This is a genomic window from Caballeronia udeis (genome assembly GCF_044909315.1).
GTDB lineage: Bacteria > Pseudomonadota > Gammaproteobacteria > Burkholderiales > Burkholderiaceae > Caballeronia > Caballeronia udeis_A.
The window spans coordinates 39,641-61,934 of the sequence record NZ_JBIYEB010000009.1; the positions used below are offsets into that span (position 1 = coordinate 39,641).

Genomic DNA, 22,294 nt, shown 5'->3' on the forward strand with positions numbered 1-22,294 from the left:
TCAGGCCTGCCGCGCGGGCGAGAGCTTGTGTTCGAGAACAGTGAGCAGGCGGTCCGCCGCATACCCGATCGCACCCACGATCAGCACCGACGCAAGCACCAGATCGAGCTGGAATAGCTGCCGTCCGTACACGATCAGGTAACCGAGCCCTTCGGACGACGCCACCAGTTCGACCACGACCAGCGTGAGCCACGCTTTGGTAAATGCAAGCCGGATGCCGGTGCCGATGACCGGGACTGCCGAAGGCAGGATCACGTTGAAGATGGTCTGGCGGCGTGAATAACGGAAGACACGTGCAACGTCGAGATACGCGGGCGGGGTACGGCGAAATCCCTGCAGCGTGCTCAAGGTAACCGGAACGAGTGCGGCATGCCCGATCAGCAAATACTTCAACGGTTCGCCTATTCCCACCACGATCATGAGGAACGGCAGCCAGCCTAGTACCGGCACCTGCACGACGGCATTGAAACTGGGCAGGATGTAAGCCTCCGCTGTGGGCGACAGTCCCAGCCATGCGCCCAGCGGCAAGCCGAGCACCACGCCGCCCGTGAAGCCCACTGCAATCCGCGACAGGCTCGCGCTGATGTGCATCCACAGTTCGCCGCTGCTGGCGAGGCCGCCGAGGGTGTCGAAGACAAGCGTGGGCGAAGGCAGGATCTGCGGCGAGATCCAGCCGTAGTGCGAGCCGAGCACCCACAACACGGCGCAGGCCGCGGGCACGAGCCAGGGCAACGCGATCCAGCCAAGCGATCGCGCCACGCTCGCAGTGTGACCGTGCGTGCCGTCGAGCGACACCCGTCGGCCTGGATTCAAAGTGCGGGCAATGCTGTTCGCCATGACCGGATTCTCCAGAAAAATTCAGACGTTCACGATGCCAGCGGCTTGCCGGACGGATCGAGACGCTGCCAGTAGTTCTCGAGCTTCAGCGTCTTCAAGGCCTGATCGAGATACTTCGGTTCGAACCAGCCGTTCACGCTCACAGGCTGACGGATCAGATTGAGACGCAGCGCGTCGTCGGCAACGGCCTGATAGCGGGCCACGATGAACGGATCGATCAACGGCGAGGTGCGTTCCTTGAGCGTCTGGTTCGCGTACTCCGCTTGCCACGATTCCACCGGCACACCGCTCTTCGCCCACAGCGCGAAGAGCGCGTCGCGATTGGCTTCGTCCGAGGACCATTGCGACGCTTGCACGACGGACGTCACGACTTTCTGCACGATATCGGCGTGGTCATGGTCGAAGTCGTCGAGAACCAGGAGATGCGCCTGACGCGTGTACTGCAGGCCGCCGTCACGCGATGCATAGATGATCTTCGCGAGACCCTGCCGCTGGAGCTTGAAAAGCTTGAAGTCGAGAAACACCGCATCCACGCCCTTCGATGCAAGCGCGGCTTGCGACGCGGCATCGTCGAGATTGATCACGCGCAGATCGCGTTCGGAGAGACCGTTCGCCTTCAGCACGTTGTCGACCACAAGCTGCAGGTTGGTGCCGCGGAAGATCACGACGCGCTTGCCCTTGAGGTCCTTGACGCTCTTGATGTCGGAGTCGGGCGGCACGGCCAGGTAGACACCCGTGCGCACGCCGGATTCCAGCAACAGTTTCGTCTTGAGGCCATTAGCGCGGCCTAGCACCGCAGGCAGGTCGCCCTGATAGGCGAAGTCGATCTGACGATTGGCGAGCGCTTCGTTGACCGCGGGTCCGGCGCCTTTGAAGAACAGCCATTCCACCTTGACGCCGTCAGGTTTGAGCGCGTCTTCCACCCGGTGCTGCAACTGGGCGGTCGCGGCCGGCGAGCCGCCGAATACGGGCGGATCGCCATAACCTTGCGTCGCCACGCCGATCCGGACGACAGCGGGGGCGGCGGCCAGGGCGCTCGTGGCGGCAAGCATGCCCAGCGAAACAATGAGGGAATGGAAAAGGGATCGTGGGGTCATTGAATTCGCAGAGAAGACGCAACTAAGGCGTAGTGAGGGAGGGGTGAAAGGCAGCGCCTATGAACAGCGTGAAATGCCGGCAGCGCTGCCGGGCGCCGGATCAGTTCGGCGCAGGCGTACCGCGCAACGCCTGGCTGTGCCGGCCGTCGATACCCACGGGCACGTCGCCATGCACGGTCGCGCGGCGGACCACGCGGCGTGCCCTCTCGTCGTAATCCGCTACTGCGTAGTGCTGGGTCGCCCGGTTGTCCCAGATCGCGACGTCGCCCTGGGTCCAGCGCCAGCGCACCGTGTTTTCGAGGCGCGTCACGTGCTCGTGGAAGAGCTCTTTCAGGCGGTCCGAGTCGCGTTGCGACAAACCCACGAAGCGCTGCACGAAATGCCCCAGCACGAGGGTGCGTTCGCCCGTTTCCGGATGGACCCGCACGACCGGATGTTCGGTTTCATAGACCGTCGACGTGAACTGGTCGCGATACGCCTGCTCCGCATCGGTCACGGGCGCGGTCCGGTTCGCCGCGTAGTCGTAGGTATTCGTATGAACGGCCCACAGGGAGTCCGCCAGGGCGCGCAGCGGGTCCGGCAGGCGGGTGTAGGCCTCGGCGGTATTGGCCCAGACCGTATCGCCGCCAGCGGCCGGAATCACGACACCTCGCAGGATCGAGATCTTTGGATAGGCCGGCACGAAGGTCACGTCCGTATGCCATGAATTGGCGCGCCTGCCGTCCTTCGAGTCGAGTTCGAGCAGACGATTGCTGCCTGCAACCGATGGCACCGTCGGATGCGCGACGGTCTCGCCGAAGCGGCTGGCGAACGCTTCCTGCGCGGTGTCGTCCAGATGCGACTGGCCGCGAAAGAAGATCACCTTATGCCGCAGCAATGCGGCGTTGATGGCCGCGATGGTCGAGTCGGCGAGATCCGCGCCGAGGCGCACGCCCCGGATTTCGGCGCCGATCCGTCCGCCCACTGGATGGATGTCGAGGTCCAGCGCGATCGAGTGTTCGGCGGCGGCGGCAGGCGTGGCGATGAGGGTCATCGGGTGCTCCTTGGGGAATCGTTGGATATCGTCGTGTAGCGGGATGCTCTGCGCTGGTGCAGGCAGGGAAGTCACAGCGGCAATAAATTGAAGCATTCGTGCGCGGGCGCGGCAACGAAGCGATTGGACTTTGCTTTACACACCGGACGTGGGTCGTTTATGAGGGACCGCTGATTAAACTCCGTGAAACGCTGGCTTAATACAGGCAACAGGGTTTCTATTGATCGTCAGATATGCAAATGAATAAAAGATGGTTTCCGCCGGTTCAAGTTTGACCTACCGTGTACTTAGCGGTAGCCGATACCGGAACGCGTTCAAGGAGAACTGCGATGTCTGAACCGAGAGCCATTTTCAGGAACTGGGGCAGTGAAGTGCTGCGGCACTGGCGCGAGCGGCGGGCGCTGGCGGCCAGTCAGTCGCACGACGCGGCACGCGAGCCGTACGATCTTGAACGCATCGCAACGTGCGCATGCAGTGGTTATTTCCACACGGGTTATGCGCTCGATCCGTTTGTCTTTACGCCCGAGTTGCCGTTCAGGGATTGAACGCAGGAGCCGGCCGGAATCCGGGGTGGAGTACTGAGTAAATAAGTGGCGAGCGGTGAAAAGCGGTCAAGGCTGCACTGACACCGCCCGGAGCTTAGAGCTGGTTAAACAGGTAAAAGCAAGCTGGTAGAACCAAAACCGCCCGGTGTGAATTGCACCGGGCGGTTTTTTAATCAGAAATAGTCTGTGCGGCCGAGGTGGACCCGGCGGACCGGGCACTACGCAGATCCAGTTCACCCAGTGCATCGCGCGCATTGAACGCCAGCGCAAACTGGGCAGCCTGCCGGCCCACCGTCGCCAACTGCTCCGCGACCTTCGGGTCCGAGCACGAATCAATTGTCTCGAAGCGCGTTTCCAGCGAGTTGACCGCCGCGCCGTATGGCGTCGGCCAGCCGCGCAACGCATGCACGATCGAACGCAGGGAGGTGAGCACGGCCCCCCCGCCTTGCCAGCCATAAGCCGTCACCACGCAGCCCACGGCCCGGCCGTCGAGGTAGGGGCGCTTGTCGTTGCTGAGTTCCTCCAGCGTGTCCAGCGCGTTCTTGACCAGCCCGGAGACGCCGCCGTGATAGCCCGGTGTCCCAATGATGACCGCATCCGCTTCGCGCACAGCCTCGATCAGTTCGAGCTGTTCCGCAGTGCGTTCGCCGTGTTCGGGCGCGTAGTGAGGGAGCGAGTGCAGGAACGTGCCGCCGAACAGGCGCGTGCGGGCGCCTTCGGCTTCGGCGCCGGCCAAAGCGATGCGAAGTGCACGTTCAGTCGATGAGGCCGCGCGGGTCGTGCCGCCAATGCCGACCACGAACGGCCGGCGAAATTCAAAGCTCTTCAACGAAATACTCCCAGGAGTGCAATGGAGCCGCGCTTGGCGCACCGGTTCGTACGCAATAGCGGCGCAGCGTATCGAGGATCGAAAATCATGCATGGATCATGCCGTCATCTTAGCTATCGATTTTGCGCGATGGAACCGAGCTTTGCTTGAATCGATATGAGCATTGCGTATTTCGAGGGCGATCAATGCCTCTGACGGCCCCGCCACGCGGCCTACATACGCATAAGTAATTAGCCTTGCGCAATAGATTATTAAAGCCGCTGCGCGGGTTACGTTAAACTTTCGCCTCTTGAGAACCAGGGATGAACGGCGGCCGGCTGCCCGAGCGAACTTGCTCAACGGGAAGTCCGTCGCTTTTTTTGTTTACATGATCGAAATACGCAATCTGTCGCAGCGCTTCGCAGGCCCGCGAGGCTGGATCGAAGCCTTGCACAACGTCAACCTGACGATTCCGCCGGGCGAAGTGTTCGGCATCATCGGTCGCAGCGGCGCCGGTAAAAGTACGCTGGTACGCACCATCAACCTGCTGACGCGGCCAAGCGAAGGCAGTGTGATCGTGGACGGCCGCGACCTCACCACGCTGCCCGCCGCGCAATTGCGCACGGCACGCCGTGACATCGGCATGATCTTCCAGCACTTCAACCTGCTGTCGTCGCGCACGGTATTCGACAACGTCGCGCTGCCGCTCGAACTGGCCGGCATGAAGCGCGGCGAGATCGAAGCGACCGTGTTGCCGCTGCTGGAACTTGTCGGGCTGACCACGCAGAAAGATCGTTATCCCGCCCAGATCAGCGGTGGCCAGAAGCAGCGCGTGGGGATTGCCCGGGCGCTTGCCAGCAAGCCCAAGGTGCTGCTCTCCGACGAAGCCACGTCTGCGCTCGACCCTGAAACCACCCGCTCCATTCTTGATCTGCTACGCAAGATCAACAAGGAACTCGGCCTGACGATCGTGCTGATCACGCACCAGATGGACGTGATCAAGCAGGTCTGCGATCGCGTAGCAGTGCTCGATGCCGGCCGCGTGGTGGAGGAAGGCAACGTGGTCGACGTCTTCATGCAGCCGCATCACGAAGTCACGCGCGCGTTGATTGGCGACGTGATCGCGCACGAGTTGCCGCCCGCGTTGAAGCTGCGCGTGGCCGAGCGCCTGAAAACCGGCGGTCATCTGCTGCGGCTCGCGTTCACCGGCTCCGGTGTCGACCAGCCGATCCTCTCTGAAACAATCCGCCGCTTCGAACTGGATTTCAACATCCTCCACGGCCAGATCGACGAGATCCAGAGCCAGGCATTCGGCTCGCTCGCGGTGCTCGCGGCCGGGAAGCCGGCGAACGTGGCCGAGGCCATTGCTTATCTGCGTGAACAAGGTGTGGTGGTGGAGGAGATGTCCCATGTTGAGTGAAATGTTCGATATGTTCGTCCAGTCGTTCTGGGAAACGCTCGTGATGGTGGGCATTTCCGGGCTGGTCGGCGCGGCCCTGGGGCTGCCGTTGGGTGTCCTGCTGCATCTCACCGACCGCGACGGCGTATTGCGTAATCTCGCGGTGAACCGGGTCATGGGCGGTGTCGTGAATGCGGTGCGCTCTACGCCGTTTATCATTCTGCTCGTCGCGGTGATCCCGTTCACGCGACTGGTGGTCGGCTCGTCGATCGGGACGGCTGCCGCTGTCGTGCCGCTGACTATCGCGGCCGCACCGTTTATCGCGCGGCTGGTGGAAACCGCGCTGCGCGAGGTCGATCGCGGCCTGATCGAAGCGGCGCAGGCCATGGGCGCAACGACCAGCCAGATCGTGTTCAAGGTGCTGTTGCCGGAGTCCTTGCCGGGGGTCGTCGCCGGCCTGACCATCACGTTCGTGTCGCTGGTCGGGTATTCGGCAATGGCTGGTGCAATCGGCGGCGGGGGGCTGGGTGACCTGGGCATTCGCTACGGGTATCAGCGGTTTTTGCCGGAAGTGATGCTGACGGTGGTGGTGATCCTCATCGTCTTCGTGCAGCTTGTGCAGTCGCTGGGCGACTGGCTCGTGCGCCGTCTCAGCCACAAATGACCAGTCGTAAATAATTTCTTGAAGCTCAAAAGGGTAGTCAATGCAACGTCGATTCATTCTCAAGCTGGCCGCTGTTTTCAGTGCAACGGTTTTGATCGCCAACGTCGCGCAAGCCGACGAAACCATCAAGGTAGGCGTGACCGGCGGTCCGCATGCGCAGGTCATGGAAGTCGTGAAGCAGGTGGCCGCGAAGAATGGCCTGAACATCAAGATTGTCGAATTCTCCGATTACGTCCAGCCGAATGCGGCGCTGGCGTCGGGCGATCTCGACGCGAACAGCTATCAGCACGCGCCGTATCTCGACGCGCAGGTGAAGGACCGCGGCTACAAGCTGATCAAGGTTGCCGATACGGTCACGTTCCCCATGGGCATCTATTCGAAGAAGTTCAAGTCGCTGGCGCAGTTGCCGGAGGGCGCGCGCATTGCGGTGCCGAACGATCCGACCAACGGTGGCCGGGCGCTGTTGCTGCTGCAAAAGAACGGTTTGCTGAAGTTGCGCGCCGATGCAGGCTTGAAAGCCACGCCGCTCGATATTGTCGATAACCCGAGAAAGCTGAAGATCGTCGAACTCGACGCCGCGCAAATCCCGCGTTCGCTCGCCGACGTGGACGCCGCCGCGATCAACACGAACTTCGCCATGGAAGCCGGGTTGAAGCCGAAGCAGGACGCGATCGCGATTGAAGATCCGCATGGCCCGTACTCGAACATCATCGCGATTCGCGCCGTGGACAAGGACAAGCCGTGGGTGGCGAAACTCGTGGCCGCCTATCACTCGCCGGAAGTGAAGCAATTCATCGAAGCGAAGTACGCGGGCGCGGTGATCGCCGCCTGGTAAGCCCGGGCTCAGGCAAGACGCCGTAACATAATCCGGACATAAAACGCGCTCTTTCCCTCAGGGGTTTGGGCGCGTAGCCGTTTACACACGGGCAGCAAGCACGGCCAATTCGGCCGGCTGAGGGTAAACGCCGATATTTTCCTGCACCGGCAGAAAGCAGGCAGAAGGCTTTGCCTTCTTATACTTGCCGCACATTAGAACAAGATGCCGGTTTGCCACGGATAGAAGGAGACGTTGCCCGATGCAGTTTTCCACCCGCTTTTTCACGCTCGTTTGCACGCTGGCTGCGCTGTTGTGTGGTGCGGCGCCTGCCAGGGCGGAAAAGCTGACGCTGATGGCGGGAGGAACGTCCAAGATCGTCTATCTGCCTTTGATCCTTGCTTCGCAACTCGGTTATTTCAAGGACGAAGGGCTCGAATTCGAGATCCTGTCGCAACCGGCCGGCGTCGATACCGCGACGGAACTGCTCGCCGGCGCGATCCAGGGTGCGGTGGGTTTCTACGATCACACCATCGACCTCCAGAGCCGCGGCAAGGATGTCGAAGCGCTGGTCGTGTTCAGCAAGAGCGCGGGGCTGGTCGAACTGGTCTCGAAGAAATCCTCGGCGGGTTTCAACTCCATGGCCGACGCGAAAGGCAAGACGCTGGGCGTGACGGGACTGGGATCGTCGACGAACTTCCTGACTCACTATCTTGCCGCCCGCGCCGGGTTGTCGCCGAAGGAATATTCGGTGTTGCCGGTCGGTTCCGACGAGAGTTTTTTTGCGGCGATGGATCAGGGCCGTATCGACGCCGGGATGATCGAGGAACCGGGCGCGAGCCGGCTGCTGGCGAGCGGCGGTGCGAAAGTGCTGGTGGACATGCGTAGCACCGCGGGCACGGTGGCGGCGTTGGGCGGCCCGTACGTCGGCCCCTGTTTCTACGCTGAGCGAAGCTGGGTCAACAAGCATCCCGATGAGGCGCAGAAAGTTGTACGCGCGATGGTGCGCTCGCTTGCGTTCATCGCGAGCCATAGCGCGGAAGAGATAACGGCCAAGGTGCCACGCGATTTTTACGGCCCGGACAAGGCGCTTTATATCAGCGCGCTGAAGTCCTCCATGCCGATGTTTACGAAGGATGGGCGCATGCCGGACGGTACGCCTGCTGCGGTGCTGAAGGTGCTCACGCTGGCCAACCCGTCGATCGATCCACGCCATATCGATCTGTCGAGGACCTATACGAACGAGTTCGTGGACCGCGTACAGACAGGCCCTCAGTAACGCGGAAACAATGACGTGGAACCGGCGGCTCATTTCCCTCTATTCGAAGCGATGCAATGAAAGCGATACGCATAGAACAGCACGGCGGACCCGAAGTCCTGATTCATGAGGATATCGAAGTTCCTCAACCAGGGTATGGAGAGGTGCTGGTTAAGGTCAGGTGCGCCGGTGTCAACTTCATGGACATCCACACGCGCCAGGGGAAATACAAGGTCTCGCGGACGTACCCAGTGAGAATTCCCTGTACGCTTGGCATGGAAGGCTCCGGTGATGTGGTTGAAACCGGTGCGGGTGTCACATCGTTCGAACCGGGGGAGCGGGTGGCGTGGTGTATTTCGTGGGGCGCTTACGCTGAGTATGCAGTCGTGCCGGCTGCACGGCTGGCACGAATTCCGGATTCGATTCCCTATGATCTCGCCGCTGCCGCGATCTTCCAGGGGTCGACCGCCCATTACCTGATCGACGATGTCGGCCGTGTCGGCGCCGGCACCACCTGCCTGATCCATGCAGCGTCCGGCGGTATCGGCCAGTTGCTGGTGCAGTTTGCCAAGCGTCGCGGCGCGACGGTGTTTGCCACCACCAGCAGCGAGCAGAAGGCGGACATCGCTCGCAAGCTCGGTGCGGATCACGTGATGCTTTACGACGATGGCCGCTTTGCTGATCGTGTACGGCAAGCGACCGGCGGCCGGGGCGTGGATGTGGTGTATGACGCGGTGGGCCGCACGACGCTGCGTGACAGTTTCCGCGCCACGCGTGTGCGCGGGCTGGTCGTCAACTATGGATCGGTGTCGGGTTCATTGGACGACCTCGATCCCATTGAACTGGGCGAAAGCGGCTCGCTGTTCCTGACGCGTCCGCGACTGGCCGACCATCTCGCTGACCAGGAAACCGTGCAGCGCCGCGCAGACGACGTGTTTGCGGCGCTTGGCCGTGGTTCGCTGAGCATCGCCATCAGCGCCCGCTATACGCTCGATAACGTCGAGGAGGCGCATGCCGAGCTTGAGGAGCGGCGCCAGTTGGGCAAGTCGGTATTGATGATTGGATAGGTACCATCAATGCGTCCGGCGCAGTCGCGCCGGTCGTTGTCAATTGTTGTCGAATGCAGTGACTGTTGTCGCCATCGTGCGCCGCCACACCGCATCTTTTGAGAAGGTCAAGTTCATGTCCTCACACGCTATGTCCGCAAACGATTCGAAATTCAAGTCGGTATTTCGGGTTGTCAGCGGCAATTTCCTCGAAATGTACGACTTCATGGTCTATGGCTATTACGCCTCGGCCATTGCCAAGACCTACTTCCCGAGCGGTAACGAATTTGCATCGCTGATGCTGGCGCTGTCCGTGTTCGGCGCCGGTTTCCTGATGCGGCCGATCGGTGCAATCGTGCTTGGTGCATACATCGATCATCACGGAAGGCGCAAGGGCCTGATCCTCACGCTGACCATGATGGCTATCGGCACCTTGCTGGTTGCGGTGATTCCGGGCTACGCGACTATCGGCGTGCTCGCGCCGATCATCGTGTTGCTCGGGCGTCTGCTGCAAGGCTTCTCGGCCGGGGTGGAACTCGGCGGCGTCTCGGTGTATCTCTCCGAAATCGCGACCAAGGGCAACAAGGGCTTCTACTGTTCGTGGCAATCCGGCAGCCAGCAAGTGGCCGTGGTGTTCGCTGCGCTGATCGGCGTGGGCATGAGCCGCATCCTGCCGCCTGACCAGATGACGTCGTGGGGATGGCGCGTGCCGTTCATCATCGGCTGCCTGATCGTGCCGTTCCTGTTCATCATTCGCCGTTCGCTGCAGGAAACTGAGGAGTTCCTTGCCCGCAAACACCGTCCGGAGATGGGCGAGATCATGAAGTCGATGCTCTCGAACTGGGGCGTCGTGCTTGCCGGTATGGGCATGGTCATCATGACCACCGTGTCGTTCTACATGATCACGGCCTACACGCCGACCTTCGGTAAAGAAGTGCTGAAGCTTTCCTCCATTGATGCGCTGGTGGTGACGGTGTTCATCGGCTTGTCCAATCTTGTATGGCTGCCGCTTTCCGGCGCGATTTCCGACCGCGTCGGACGCCGTCCGGTACTGCTGTTCTTCACGGTCCTGACCATCCTCACGTCGTATCCGGCCGTGCAGTGGCTGGTTGCCGATCCGTCGTTCCTGCGCTTGCTCGGCGTGGAACTGTGGCTCTCGTTCCTGTACGGCAGCTACAACGGCGCAATGGTTGTCGCGCTCACCGAAGTCATGCCGGTCGAAGTACGGACGACAGGCTTTTCGCTGGCGTATAGCCTGGCGACGACGATCGGCGGCTTCACGCCGGCTATCTCCACGTACCTGATTCATGTGACCGGCAACAAGGCGGCGCCAGGTGCGTGGATGGCTGTTGCCGCGGTCTGCGGATTGATCGCAACACTCATCCTGTATCGATCCACGGAAGCTCGCAGCCAGTACAAGACCGCTTGACGGGTGGCGCCAAACAGCATGGCCACGCCCCGAGCGATATACACTTCGCCTGAGGGCCGTGGCCCGGCGTGGCGTGAGGCTCGTTCGAATCATGCGCATGCCGGGCTGGCGGACAATGCCCACGCATAACGCGGTGAACGTGATGAAGCTACTGCTGGTCGAGGACAATGAGCAACTGGCTCACTGGCTCGCTAAGATTCTGGAAGACGATGGTTTTGTGCTCGATCGCGTCAGCGACGGCGACGCGGCCGACCGGTTCCTGCGCACCACGCGCTACGACGTCGTGCTGCTCGATCTCAACTTGCCGAACTTGTCCGGCAAGGGTGTGTTGCGGCGGCTGAGAGAACGGGGCGACGACACACCCGTGCTGATCCTGACCGCAAGCGGTTCCGTGGATGAAAAGGTGATTTGCCTGAGCGCCGGCGCGGACGACTACGTCGTGAAGCCGTTCGACGCGCGCGAACTGGTCGCGCGGGTCAAGGTACTGGTGCGGCGTCAGTTGCCCTCGCGCTCGAACAGTACGCGCTGCGGCGATCTTTCCTACGATATCGACCGGCGGCAGTTTTCGGTGGCGGGCGACGTGCTGAGCCTGACACCGCGAGAGCATGCCGTGCTCGAGACCTTGATCCTCAAGGCCAAGAAGACGGTCTCCAAGCCGATGCTGGCCGATTCGCTCGGCAGTTCGAGCACCCACACGAGCGAAGACGCTATCGAGATATACGTCTCACGGCTGCGCAAGAAGCTCGAGAAAAGCACCGCCACCATCATTACGCTCAGAGGCCTGGGTTATCTGTTGCAGGCCAGCAGCGATGACGAATAGCCTGCGGCTACGGCTTCTGTTGTGGTTGTTGCTGCCGCTGACTGTCTATGTGCTTGCCGCGGGTTACATGGCGCGTGAAGGCGCGCAGAGAACCGCGAGCCTGATCCAGGACAATGCGCTGCTTGCGTCCGCCCGCGTGATGGCCGGCGACGTCAAATGGGACGACAGTTTCCTGCATGCGGACATTTCGCCGAGCGCCATCGAGATCCTGAGTTCGCCCTATGGCGACCGGGTATTTTTTCGTATCCGCGTGATCGACGGGCCGGCGATTGCGGGCACGTCGGACCTTGAGCAGGTCGAGCCGCCGAGTTCGCCCGGCTGGTACGACACCGAGATCGACGGTCAGCCGGTGCGCGCGGTCTCCATCATCCGGCCGATGTACGACTCCGGCGAAAGCAAGCGCATCCTTGTTTCGGTGGGCCGCACGGAACTGGAGCGCGATGCATTGGCGACCGAGTTATGGCGGCCGCAACTGCTGCATTTCGCGGAGATCATTGCGATTGCGATCGTGCTGGTGTGTGTCGGCCTGACGTTCGAATTGCGGCATCTGATGGCGCTGACCAACGACGTGCGCGACCGCGCGCCGAACGAACTCGTGCCGTTGCGCTCGGAGCATCTTCAGAGCGAGTTGCGGCCCATCGTGGATGCAATCAATCAGTGCATTGCGAGGATCGAGCGGCAGACCGCCATGCAGCGGCGTTTCATTGCACATGCCGCGCATCAGTTGAGAACACCGCTGACCTTGCTCGGTGCACAACTGCAATACGCGCGTCGGCACGACGATCTCGCCACGGTCAAAGAGACCCTGTCAGCCATGCACAAGAGCAATGGGGCGCTGGTGTCGCTGACCAACCAGTTGCTCTTGCTCGCGCAAGCCGAGACCGCCGATTACAGCCATTTCGAAGGCGAACGTGTCGATTTGCGCGAGGTCGCAACCACCGTGATTGAAGAGCTGGCGCTGCTGGCGCAGCGTCGCGGGATCGAGCTGGCTGCGCAGCTTGCCGACGACGCGATCGTTTTAGGGAACGCGCGTTTATTGTCGGTGCTGGTCTTCAACCTGGTCGATAACGCTATCCGGTACACGCCCGCGTCAGGTCACGTGACGTTGTTGATCGAGCGGCGCGACAAGACGATTGTCCTTGCCGTCACCGACGACGGTCCCGGTATTCCAGCCGATGTCCGCGACCGCGTGTTCGAGCCGTTCTTCAGGGCATCGGGAGAAGAGGGCAGCGGCCTGGGCCTTGCGATTGTGAGGGAGATCGTGCGGGCGCACCGGGCAAGCATCAGTCTTGACGACGGACCCGGTGGCAAGGGTCTTGCAGCCGAAGTCCGGTTTTCAGTTTAGAACGATGGACTTCGTTTCACTCGCACCGGCGGACCGGTGCGAGTGACCCGCGTCAGGCTTCTTCGGCCCACGCCATGTTCTCCCGCGCCATCAGCGCTGAAGAGGCGGCCGGTCCGAACGTGCCCGCCGTATAACCACGCGGACGGTCGTTCAATTCCTTCCAGCCGTCCAAAATCGGTTCGACCCACGCCCATGCAGCTTCGAGTTCATCGCGGCGCATGAAGTGCGTCAGGCGGCCGCGCATCACATCGATCAACAGCCGCTCATACGCTTCCGCGCGGCGTTCGCTGAATGCTTGCTGCAGATCCAGATTCAGGTTCACAGGCAGCATGTGCATGCCGCTGCCGGGCTCTTTCGCGAGCATCTGCAACTGGATCGATTCTTCCGGTTGCAACTGGATGACCAGCCGGTTGCCATAGTTGCGCGGCCCGCTGGGAATGATCGAGAACGGCAGGTCGGCGAAGTCGATCACGATCTCCGATTGCTTCTTCTGCAAGCGCTTGCCGGTGCGCAGGAAGAACGGCACGTTCGCCCAACGCCAGTTGTTGATATGCGCACGGATGGCGACGAAGGTCTCGGCACGGCTGTCGCCCGGCACGTTGTCCTCTTCCATGTAACCCTTGACCGGCTCGCCGTCGATGGCGCCCGGACTGTACTGGCCACGCACGGTATCGCGCGCGATATCGGAGACCGTCATCTTGCGCAGCGAACGCAGCACCTTGAGCTTTTCATCGCGTACGGCATCGGGATCGAGCGACACGGGCGGTTCCATGGCCACGATGCACAGCAGTTGCAGCAGGTGGTTCTGCACCATGTCGCGCAACGCGCCGGTCTGGTCGTAGAAGCCGGCACGGCTGCCCACGCCCACCGTTTCAGCCACGGTGATCTGCACGCTCTTGATGTACGGTGCTTGCCATAGCGGTCCGAAGATCGCATTGCCGAAACGCAGCACCATCAGGTTCTGCACCGTTTCCTTGCCGAGGTAATGGTCGATCCGATAGATCTGCGCTTCGGCGAAATGGCGGCCGACAGAAGCGTTGATCGCCTGTGCCGACGCGAGATCATGCCCCAGCGGCTTTTCCAGCACCACACGCGAGTTGCTGTCGACCAGGTCGGCCGCCGAGAGGTTGTCGCAGATGGTCGTGAACAGGTCCGGCGCTGTCGCGAGATAAAACACGCGGCATACGTCCCTGCGCGCAATTTCCGTCAGCCGCAGATAGTCGCTTGCCGAATCAATGTTGATGCGCACGTAGTCGAAGAGCGCCAGGAAACTGTCCCAGGATTGCGGATCGAGCGCCTTCTTGTCGACGAAGGGTTTCGATTGCTCTTCCACAAATTGCACGTATTGCTCGCGCGACCAGTCGCGCCGGCCGATCGCGATGATGCGTGTTTGCGCGGGCAGGTTGCAATGCAAATGCGCCATGTAGAGCGCCGGCAGGAGCTTGCGTGCGGACAGGTCGCCGGCACCGCCGAAGATGATCATGTCAACAGGAAGATCGGGCGCGGCTGAAGGTGTTTGAGTGGTCATGGTGCGTAAGGATCGCGAGTTTGCAGTCAGAATTGCGCTCCGCGGAGCGGGCCATTTACGACGCTAAGTATGTCGTTATACCAGTTACGCTTTAAACGAGCATAGTTCACGCGTGACGAGCGGCTGCGCCAATCGGGATCATCGGGATACGGGAGAAAAAACGTCCGACCGGTCGGGAAGCGATGCAGCGGCGTGCATGTAACTGTAGTGTAAGCAATGCGGCGGGCGCTGCGTGCCGAACGATCAGACAGACCGCTGATGCGCGAAATCGATCGTGACGATTCCGGTCTTTTCCTTCTTGACGCGACGCTTGGCGACAGCCGCGACTGCGCCTATTTCCTCGCTGATGCGCGCCGTTCCGGCCGCCACCCTGACTGCGCCAATGGACATGGTGACGAAGCCGAAGAACTGCCGGCGCCTGCTCCGGTCTTCGCTATGGATGCCGCCTGCGAGCCGGTCTTCGGATGAGTAAAACCGTTTGACGTCTTCACCGAAGCGGTCAATGGCCTGGAGGCTGCGGCTGCGCCAGTCCGCACTTTGAAACAACACCAGGAAGTCGTCACCGCCAATATGGCCGAGGAAATCGCCCGCCGGATCGCAGACCGAGCGTAGCGCCGCGGCGGCCGCCTTGAGTACTTCGTCGCCTTGCCAATAACCGTAGTAGTCGTTGAATGGCTTGAAGTCGTCGAGATCGACGTAACACGCAACGAAGTCGACACCGTTGTCGATCAGCCGCTCGACATGCGAATTGATCGGCACGTTGCCGGGAAGAAACGTCAGCGGATTGGCATAACGCGCCGCTTCCAGCCGGATCTCCGTCACGGCGCGCACCAGCCGCTCGCCGGTGGCGAGGCCCACGTAACGGCCTGAGTCGGTGATGATGAGACCGTCGGAGAGATAACGCAGATCGTCGTTGGCGAGCATATGCGCGACCTGGTCCAGCGTGGCATAACGCTCGACCACCAGCGGCGCCGGATTGGCGAACTGCAGGCAGGGCCGCTTGCCGAACAGCTCGCGGTGGTAGGGCAGCGCGTACTGGTCCATGAAGGCGCGGCGGTTGATGAGCGCGACCGGCCGCCCGTCGTCGATAATCGCCACCGCATGCAAGTCCGGCGCTGCGTTGAACAGGTCGACCACGTGGTCGTTGCATGCATCCATCGGCAACGAGGGCGCGAGAATCAGCATCCGGTCGAGTTCGAATCCGCTCGCGCGGGACTCGCGGTGCGTATGGGTATGCGAGGGATAGACGGTGATGCGGGACGAGCGCAGCAAGTGCTGTATGGGCGCGGCCAATGCCTGACTGGGCAGTGCCATCGGGCGGCCCAGCAAGAACCCTTGTCCATACGTAATGCCGAGATCGCGGACGATTCCCAGGTCGGCCGGCCGCTCGATGCCTTCCGCAATCAGCTCGGCGCCGCTGGCTCTTGCAAACGCGGCCATTGCTTTGACGGCTTCGAATTTCAGCGGATCGAGCGCGATGTTGTCGATGAAAAAACGGTCGATCTTCACGTAGCCGGGTGCTAAGCGTACCCAGAGATTCATGTTCGCATTCGCGCTGCCGTAGTCGTCCAGCGCGAATGCGGCGCCGCTGGTGCGCAACGCGCGAACCGTCGCGTCGAAACGGTCGAGGTCGGCAATGACGCTTTGCTCGGTCAGTTCAATCACGACGCGCTCAGGCGCAAGCGCGCTTGCGCCGAGCAGATTGGCAAGGCCGTCGTCCTCGGCGACACTTGCTTCTATTACCGCGGCGCTTGCGTTGATGAACAGCCGGCCGACGCCGTCGAGGCGCGCAAAGGACTCGCAGCACACCCGTGCCGCGGCTACCTCCAGACGGTGAGCCGAGCCTTCCTCGTGAGCCTGTGCGAACAAGCCGCGCGGCGTCTCGAGCGCGGTGTCCGCCGGACCGCGGATGAGCCCTTCATGCCCCGCAATCTCTCCATCGGCAAGGTGCACGATAGGCTGGAACACCGCCCACAACGCACGGTCGGCAATCAACGCGTCGACTGTCAATGGCGCGCTGTGTGTGACATGGAGGGTGGAGAATTGCATGGGAATCCCGTTGAACTCATTGGCTTAACGGCGCGACACTGGACGAGTTCAATGAACTTTTAATGACTTTGAGCACCGGGCAGGTGCGGGGTTGCGGGGCGCTCCGCAGTTCCGGCCTGCATTCTGTTCGATGCGTTGCGAATCTTCTGACACGAAATGTGCAGGCCGTCGCCAATTTGCTGCTTGTAAAAACCGGTATTGCCTGTTTTAAATCTTCATGTTGAATTTCTCATGAATAGATATTTATCTGATAATCGATATGGAATGGAGGCGTGCATAAGGCAACGGAGGGTTGGAGGGTTTAATGGTCATCCGGTGAGCTGCCCTGGCAACGCGTTGTCCTGTCTGCTTCTTCGTCATGCGTTTGTATGACTCACAGGTTACCGCTGCTGCGGGAGACCGGGTTATATCCGGGTGAATTGGGATCGGAGAATTTTCACTATCTGCATGCATTGGCCCTGACTGGGCGTCACGGGGCAGGATCCCATCATTTCTATTATGTAGATTCAAGTCTATCGCTATTGAGAAATAGAGGAATATCCGTGTGACAGAAATATAGATGAATCAAGAGCGATTATTTCGGAATTGGCAATTGTGATGAACTTATTTGCGGGTAAAATATCCAACAATTTAAATTGATTTAACCACTTTGGCGAGTCGTAACGCGCAGTGAGGGTTGGTGCAATTAGCGAATTGTTTGTGAGGGAATTTTCATCGTCAGCCTATTATTGATTCGTTAAAATAGTGGGAGATCTTCGAACCTATAACGAGCAAAACAATTGGCTAGCAACATTGCGAGTGGGGCCGCGAGGCAGCGGCGCATCCTGACGGTCGGGAACGATCCCGGCACTGCTGGGGAGATTGCTGAAACGCTGCGTGAACACGGCTTTGAGGTCGATCTCGTCACGACCGGGCGCGAGGCGCTGCGCACAGCGCTTGCCATGGCGTACGACGCCATGACGCTTGACCGCAAGCTGTCCGACGCGGACGGAATCATGGTGGTCCGTTTGCTGAGGGAAGCCGAGATCGAGCTGCCCGTCCTGATGATCAGCGCGTTGTCGGATGTCGATGAAAAAGTGCGCGGCCTGCGCACGGGCGGTGACGACTATCTGACGAAACCCTATCACCCGGACGAACTGGTGGTCCGTCTTGAAGTCATGATCCGGCGTCAGGACGCGAGCCACGCGTCAAGCGGCACGCTGCTCCGGGTCGGCACGCTCGAAGTCGACCGTTCGAGCAGGCAGGTCACGCGCTCGGGCGTGGTCATAGACCTGAGCCCGGCCGAATACCGGCTGCTGCTCTACATGATGGAGCAGAGCCATTGTGTCCTGAGCCGGCCCATGATTTTCGAGGCCGTGTGGGGATACCGTTTCGATCCGGGCACCAACCTGATCGACGTTCATATCCGCCGGCTGCGAAAGAAGATAGATACCGAAGGTGAGGAGCCGTTGTTTCATACGATCCGCAACAAGGGTTATCAACTCGGCGCATGACGTCATCACCGTTCCGGTGCGGCAGCGTCGGCGCGCCAACGCGCACGCGCCGGATCTGCAGCGTCATTGAAGCAGGCGGCAAGCGTTTTATCGACCTGCCGCGCCGCTTCAGATCACCATCGAGAGCCCGAGGGTGAACGCCAGTGCCGTCACCGAAATAATCGTCTCGCAGACAGTCCAGGTCTTGAACGTCTGCGTCACGGTCATGCCGAAGTACTCCTTGACCAGCCAGAAACCGCCGTCGTTCACATGCGAGAGGATCAGCGATCCCGCACCCGTCGCGAGCACGAGCAGTTCGGGACGCACGCCGGTTGCGGTGGAGGCGGCAGCCGCTGCAATCGGCGCGATAATTCCCGCAGCCGTGGCCATGGCAACAGTCGCCGATCCCGTCGCTACGCGAATCAGGCCGGCGACCAGCCACGCAAGAATCAGCAGCGGCACATGCGCGCCGGTGGCTACATCGACAATCGCCTTGGACGCGCCGCTATCGATCAGGATGCGCCCGAAACCCGCTCCGGCGCCCACGACCAGGGTGATGCTGGCGGTGGGCGCGAGGCACTCGTTCGTGAACTTGAGGATCGATTCTCGACCGAAGCCGCGCGCCGAGCCGAACGTGTAGAAACTCAACAGCACGGCAAGCAGCAACGCCATGTCAGGATGCCCGATCAGGCGCAGCACGTCGTTGGCCGTTGACTTCGCCGGCACGATCAGGTCAGCCCAGCTACCCACGAGCATCAGCAGCACCGGCAACAGGACCGTCAGCAGCGTGATACCGAAGCTGGGCAGTTTCTGCGTGGCGCGTGCGGCATCCTGCTCGATAAATTGCTGCGCCATCGGGTTGACACCCTCGAGCACGACGAACTTCGCGATCAGCTTCGAGAACAGCGGTCCCGCGATAATCGCCGTGGGAATACCGACAATCAACGCGTAGAAAATCGTGTGGCCAATGTCGGCGTTATAGGCGGTCACCGCCAGCAACGCGGCGGGGTGCGGCGGAATCAGGCCGTGCACGACCGAGAGTCCCGCGACCATCGGAATGCCGACGCGGATCATCGACGTGCCGGTACGCTGCGCGACGTTGAACGCAATCGGAATCAGCAGCACGAAGCCGACCTCGAAAAATACCGGCAGGCCGACGAGGAACGCGATGCACATCATTGCCCAATGCACATTCTTCGGGCCGAACAAGCCGATGAGCGTTTGCGCGATCCGTTCAGCTCCGCCGGATTCGGCCATCATCTTGCCGAGCATCGTACCGAGCCCGACGACGATCGCAATATGCCCGAGCGTTCCGCCCACGCCGGTCTCGAATGACTTGAGAATGGAGGTCATCGGCATGCCGACGGCGAGCGCGAGCGCGACAGACACCACCATCAGCGTGATGAACGGATTGAGCTTGAATCGCGCAATCAGCACGACCAGCGCGATGATCGCGACCAGCGCGTAGACGAGTAACAGACTTCCCTGGACAGTCGCCATGGAGGCTCCAAAATAGCGGTCGGAAAAACCGGTCGAAAAAGCCGGACCGTCGAGCCGCGCAGGGCTTCAACGGGTCCGGCTTACCTGGTTAGAACTTGTGTCGAATGCCGGCGACGGTGACGAACTGGCCGTTGTTGCCGGACGGATTCGAGACCCCTTCAACCCATGCCTTGGCACCGGACGAGCGCTGGTAAATGCCGTTCAGATAGACGTCGGTGGTCTTCGACAGGAAATACTCGCCGCCGAGTGCGAGCTGGTTGTAGTGAGCATTCGAGGCGGTTGCCGAACTGCTGTTCTGGCTCGTGTAGATGTAGCCGAGCGAGAGCAGCGTGGTGGGCGTGAACTGATATCGCACGCTTGCTTCGTAGTTCGCAAAACGCAGGCTGCCGCCGGTCAGGAGTTCGAATTGCGAGTTCGTGTACAGCAGGGCGACCGTGGCCGGCCCGAACGTGTAGGCACCGCCTGCGCCCCAGACCTGATTGCGCACGACGTTGCTGATGATCGACGAGCTGGTGCTGTAGTAGTTGTCGGAGGGCGCCGCGCCCGTCGTGTTCGACGCCGGGTGATCGACCAGCGAGTAGGCCGCGTCCAGGCGCACCGGACCCGCGGCATAATCCGCGCCCACGCTCCACGCGCGGTTGTTCGAGAAGTCGCCGGCTGTGTTCGAGAACGCGTACATGGCGTTGGCGGTGAAGCCCGAGAACGTCGGCGTGGTGTACTTGACGGCGTTGTTGGTGCGGTAGGTGTTGTTGATGTCGTCGTTGTCGTAGATCGCGTTGCCGTACTGGCTCATTGCGCCCACGCCGTTGATCTGCAGGTTCGAGAGATAGTCCTGCACGCTGTTGTACTGACGGCCGAGCGTGATCGTACCCGCGCGGTCGTTGCTCAATCCCACCCATGCGCTGCGGCCGAACATGCGTCCGCCCTGGCCTGACGCGCCCGATTCCAGGCTGAAACCGTTTTCCAGCTTGAACAGGGCCTTGTTGCCGCCGCCCAGATCCTCGCTGCCCAGCAAGCCCCAGCGCGACCCTTGCACATTGCCCTGAGTCGCCTGATAGGAGCTATTGCCTTTTTGATTGTTGGTGTACGTGAAGCCGGCATCCACAATACCGTAGAGCGTCACGCTGCTTTGGGCGAAAGCGGCTTGCGCAACGCTTCCAGTCACGGCGACGGCCACGGCCGTGCGTAGGATCTGCTTATGCATCTGGTTTCCTCTGGTCGAAAGAAGGGCGTCCATCGATGAATTTTTGTTGTCTTCGATGGAATAAGGATTACTAAACGTACATGGCAAAGCGACGCCGGGGAAATCCGGCGTATCGGTCATACTGGAAAATCAGGTTCAGTCAGGCTACTCAGTCAGGCCAGTTGCGGCGGCCGGCGCCACGCCGCGCGTCACGCTGGAAAAACGGGGTGACCAGCGGAAGCGGCACGTGCTGCGCGCGCTCGAGTTCATCAAGCAGGCGTTCAAGCACGCTATGCTCCTGGCCGGGATGCAGATTGCACGGGTCGATGAAGAAGAAATTCAGTTCGGCTTCATGATCGCGGACGATCACCGGCACGCTGCCTGCCGGCGGATGGGCGAGGGCGTCGGCCAGGTCCCAGGCGCTGATACGCGCCTCGCGTGGATCGATGGACAGCTTCAGGCGGTCGAGCGGATTGCCGGTCGGATCGGGATCGATCTCCGCGCGCACGCCGGGGCGGGTGTTCAGCGCTTCACGCCACAACTCGAGATAACCGCGCTCAACGGCGCGGACCGCCGCATGGTCGCGCTGCTGCCATTGCTCGAGCGCGGCAATCGCGCCGGCAATGCCTTCCTTGCCCACTTTCATGCCACGGCCAATGCCGCCATTCTGGAAATAGGCGGCACGTACCAGCGTTTTCTTGCCGGCCACAATACCGGCGGTCGGACCGCCCAGGAACTTGTGCGCCGAATACAGCACGAGATCAGCGCCCGCTGCAATGAAACGCGTGAGGTCATATTCGGAAGCCGCATCGACTATCACGGGGACACCCTTCGCATGCGCAATGGCGATGAATTCTTCCACGTGGACCAGTCCGAACTGGACCGTGTGATGCGAGACCACATACAGCGCGGCGGTAGTGCGCTCGTTGATTGCAGCCGCTAGCTGGTAACCGTGCGACTCCGTGGCCGCTCCCACCGGCACAACGCGAGCGCCCGCGAGCCGGATGGCCTGGTCGACGGGTGCGCCATAATTGACAAGATGGCCCGTTTGCACGACGACCTCGTTGCGCAGTCCGGTGGTATCGGGTAAACGCTCGATCAGCCCCGGATCGTCGCCGGTCATGGTCGCGGCAATGCCGAGCGTGATCGCGGCCGAACAGGACGCGGTGACATAGCCGCTTTCGCTGCCGCAAACTTGCGCAATCACGGCCGACGCCTTGCGTTGCAAGTCGTCGATCTCGACGAACCGAGGCAGGATCGCGGCCATTGTTTCAATGACCGGCGCCGCCACGATGGACGCACCCAGGCTCGTCATGGTGCCCGAACCATTGACCACCGGGCGTAGACCAAATCGGGAATAAATATCCATCGTGCGGCTCCTGATATTCCTTTATTATGGAATGTATGTTGTAATTGTGTATTAGATTATCATACGATGCGCTTGCGTCAAACTGTACAAAAACAATC

Annotated in this window: 19 protein-coding genes; 10 read left to right on the plus strand and 9 right to left on the minus strand. The window is 61.1% G+C overall.

All coding sequences use genetic code 11. The features are described from left to right. The 3 genes from ABH944_RS16320 to ABH944_RS16330 form a co-directional block, all read right to left on the minus strand. Nucleotides 1-837: an ABC transporter permease gene (locus ABH944_RS16320; RefSeq protein WP_404614278.1), complete on the minus strand. Its 837-nt coding sequence runs from the start codon at nucleotides 835-837 to the stop codon at nucleotides 1-3. Nucleotides 838-866: 29 nt separating this feature from the next. Then, nucleotides 867-1,934, minus strand: a complete 1,068-nt coding sequence (locus ABH944_RS16325) for an ABC transporter substrate-binding protein (RefSeq protein ID WP_404614276.1) — start codon at nucleotides 1,932-1,934, stop codon at nucleotides 867-869. Nucleotides 1,935-2,034: 100 nt separating this feature from the next. After that, nucleotides 2,035-2,967 (minus strand): TauD/TfdA dioxygenase family protein, encoded by a 933-nt coding sequence (locus ABH944_RS16330; protein WP_404614274.1) that lies wholly within the window; start codon nucleotides 2,965-2,967, stop codon nucleotides 2,035-2,037. Nucleotides 2,968-3,296: 329 nt separating this feature from the next. On the opposite strand from ABH944_RS16330, the gene ABH944_RS16335 reads away from it, so the two are divergent. Further along, the gene (locus ABH944_RS16335; RefSeq protein ID WP_404614272.1) at nucleotides 3,297-3,512 is read left to right on the plus strand and encodes a hypothetical protein; all 216 of its coding nucleotides are present in this window, start codon (nucleotides 3,297-3,299) and stop codon (nucleotides 3,510-3,512) included. Nucleotides 3,513-3,681: 169 nt separating this feature from the next. Here the strand turns inward: ABH944_RS16335 and ABH944_RS16340 are convergent, their stop codons facing one another. Further along, nucleotides 3,682-4,341 carry an NADPH-dependent FMN reductase gene (locus ABH944_RS16340; protein WP_404614270.1) on the minus strand — a complete coding sequence of 220 codons (660 nt, stop codon included), beginning with the start codon at nucleotides 4,339-4,341 and terminating at the stop codon, nucleotides 3,682-3,684. Between the two features lie 367 nt (nucleotides 4,342-4,708). Between ABH944_RS16340 and ABH944_RS16345 the strand changes: the two genes are divergently transcribed. The 8 genes from ABH944_RS16345 to ABH944_RS16380 all read left to right on the plus strand — a co-directional run bounded on the left by ABH944_RS16345 (nucleotide 4,709) and on the right by ABH944_RS16380 (nucleotide 13,095). After that, on the plus strand, nucleotides 4,709-5,740 hold the full coding sequence (locus tag ABH944_RS16345; RefSeq protein ID WP_404614268.1) for a methionine ABC transporter ATP-binding protein: 1,032 nt from the start codon (nucleotides 4,709-4,711) through the stop codon (nucleotides 5,738-5,740). Continuing rightward, entirely contained in the window at nucleotides 5,730-6,383 is a 654-nt protein-coding gene (locus ABH944_RS16350) for a methionine ABC transporter permease (protein ID WP_404614266.1), read from the plus strand. Before ABH944_RS16345 ends, ABH944_RS16350 begins: the two co-directional genes overlap by 11 nt. Nucleotides 6,384-6,423: 40 nt before the next feature. After that, entirely contained in the window at nucleotides 6,424-7,218 is a 795-nt protein-coding gene (locus ABH944_RS16355) for a MetQ/NlpA family ABC transporter substrate-binding protein (protein ID WP_404614264.1), read from the plus strand. Nucleotides 7,219-7,459: 241 nt separating this feature from the next. Then, the gene (locus ABH944_RS16360; RefSeq protein WP_404614262.1) at nucleotides 7,460-8,476 is read left to right on the plus strand and encodes an ABC transporter substrate-binding protein; all 1,017 of its coding nucleotides are present in this window, start codon (nucleotides 7,460-7,462) and stop codon (nucleotides 8,474-8,476) included. 56 nt (nucleotides 8,477-8,532) lie between these two features. Next, nucleotides 8,533-9,522 (plus strand): quinone oxidoreductase family protein, encoded by a 990-nt coding sequence (locus tag ABH944_RS16365; RefSeq protein WP_404614260.1) that lies wholly within the window; start codon nucleotides 8,533-8,535, stop codon nucleotides 9,520-9,522. A 115-nt stretch (nucleotides 9,523-9,637) separates the two neighbouring features. After that, complete coding sequence (tcuC, locus tag ABH944_RS16370; protein WP_404659421.1) at nucleotides 9,638-10,930, plus strand: MFS transporter; 1,293 nt, start codon at nucleotides 9,638-9,640, stop codon at nucleotides 10,928-10,930. 142 nt (nucleotides 10,931-11,072) lie between these two features. Beyond that, nucleotides 11,073-11,750 (plus strand): response regulator, encoded by a 678-nt coding sequence (locus ABH944_RS16375; protein ID WP_404609428.1) that lies wholly within the window; start codon nucleotides 11,073-11,075, stop codon nucleotides 11,748-11,750. Continuing rightward, on the plus strand, nucleotides 11,740-13,095 hold the full coding sequence (locus ABH944_RS16380) for a sensor histidine kinase (RefSeq protein ID WP_404609116.1): 1,356 nt from the start codon (nucleotides 11,740-11,742) through the stop codon (nucleotides 13,093-13,095). Before ABH944_RS16375 ends, ABH944_RS16380 begins: the two co-directional genes overlap by 11 nt. A 52-nt stretch (nucleotides 13,096-13,147) precedes the next feature. Here ABH944_RS16380 and zwf read toward each other — a convergent pair whose 3' ends face one another. Together zwf and ABH944_RS16390 are read right to left on the minus strand one after the other, a co-directional pair. Then, nucleotides 13,148-14,623: a glucose-6-phosphate dehydrogenase gene (zwf, locus tag ABH944_RS16385; protein WP_404609118.1), complete on the minus strand. Its 1,476-nt coding sequence runs from the start codon at nucleotides 14,621-14,623 to the stop codon at nucleotides 13,148-13,150. 243 nt (nucleotides 14,624-14,866) lie between these two features. Next, entirely contained in the window at nucleotides 14,867-16,672 is a 1,806-nt protein-coding gene (locus ABH944_RS16390; RefSeq protein WP_404609119.1) for a GGDEF domain-containing protein, read from the minus strand. Nucleotides 16,673-17,451: 779 nt separating this feature from the next. On the opposite strand from ABH944_RS16390, the gene ABH944_RS16395 reads away from it, so the two are divergent. Then, nucleotides 17,452-18,165, plus strand: coding sequence for a response regulator transcription factor (locus ABH944_RS16395; protein WP_404609121.1), 714 nt, complete (start codon nucleotides 17,452-17,454; stop codon nucleotides 18,163-18,165). Nucleotides 18,166-18,273: 108 nt separating this feature from the next. On the opposite strand, the gene ABH944_RS16400 is transcribed toward ABH944_RS16395, so the two are convergent. The 3 genes from ABH944_RS16400 to ABH944_RS16410 form a co-directional block, all read right to left on the minus strand. Further along, nucleotides 18,274-19,644, minus strand: coding sequence for a GntT/GntP/DsdX family permease (locus ABH944_RS16400; protein WP_404609122.1), 1,371 nt, complete (start codon nucleotides 19,642-19,644; stop codon nucleotides 18,274-18,276). An 88-nt stretch (nucleotides 19,645-19,732) separates the two neighbouring features. Then, nucleotides 19,733-20,848 (minus strand): porin, encoded by a 1,116-nt coding sequence (locus ABH944_RS16405; protein ID WP_404609124.1) that lies wholly within the window; start codon nucleotides 20,846-20,848, stop codon nucleotides 19,733-19,735. Nucleotides 20,849-20,996: 148 nt separating this feature from the next. Beyond that, on the minus strand, nucleotides 20,997-22,196 hold the full coding sequence (locus ABH944_RS16410) for an aminotransferase class V-fold PLP-dependent enzyme (RefSeq protein ID WP_404609125.1): 1,200 nt from the start codon (nucleotides 22,194-22,196) through the stop codon (nucleotides 20,997-20,999). Nucleotides 22,197-22,294 lie beyond the last annotated feature (98 nt).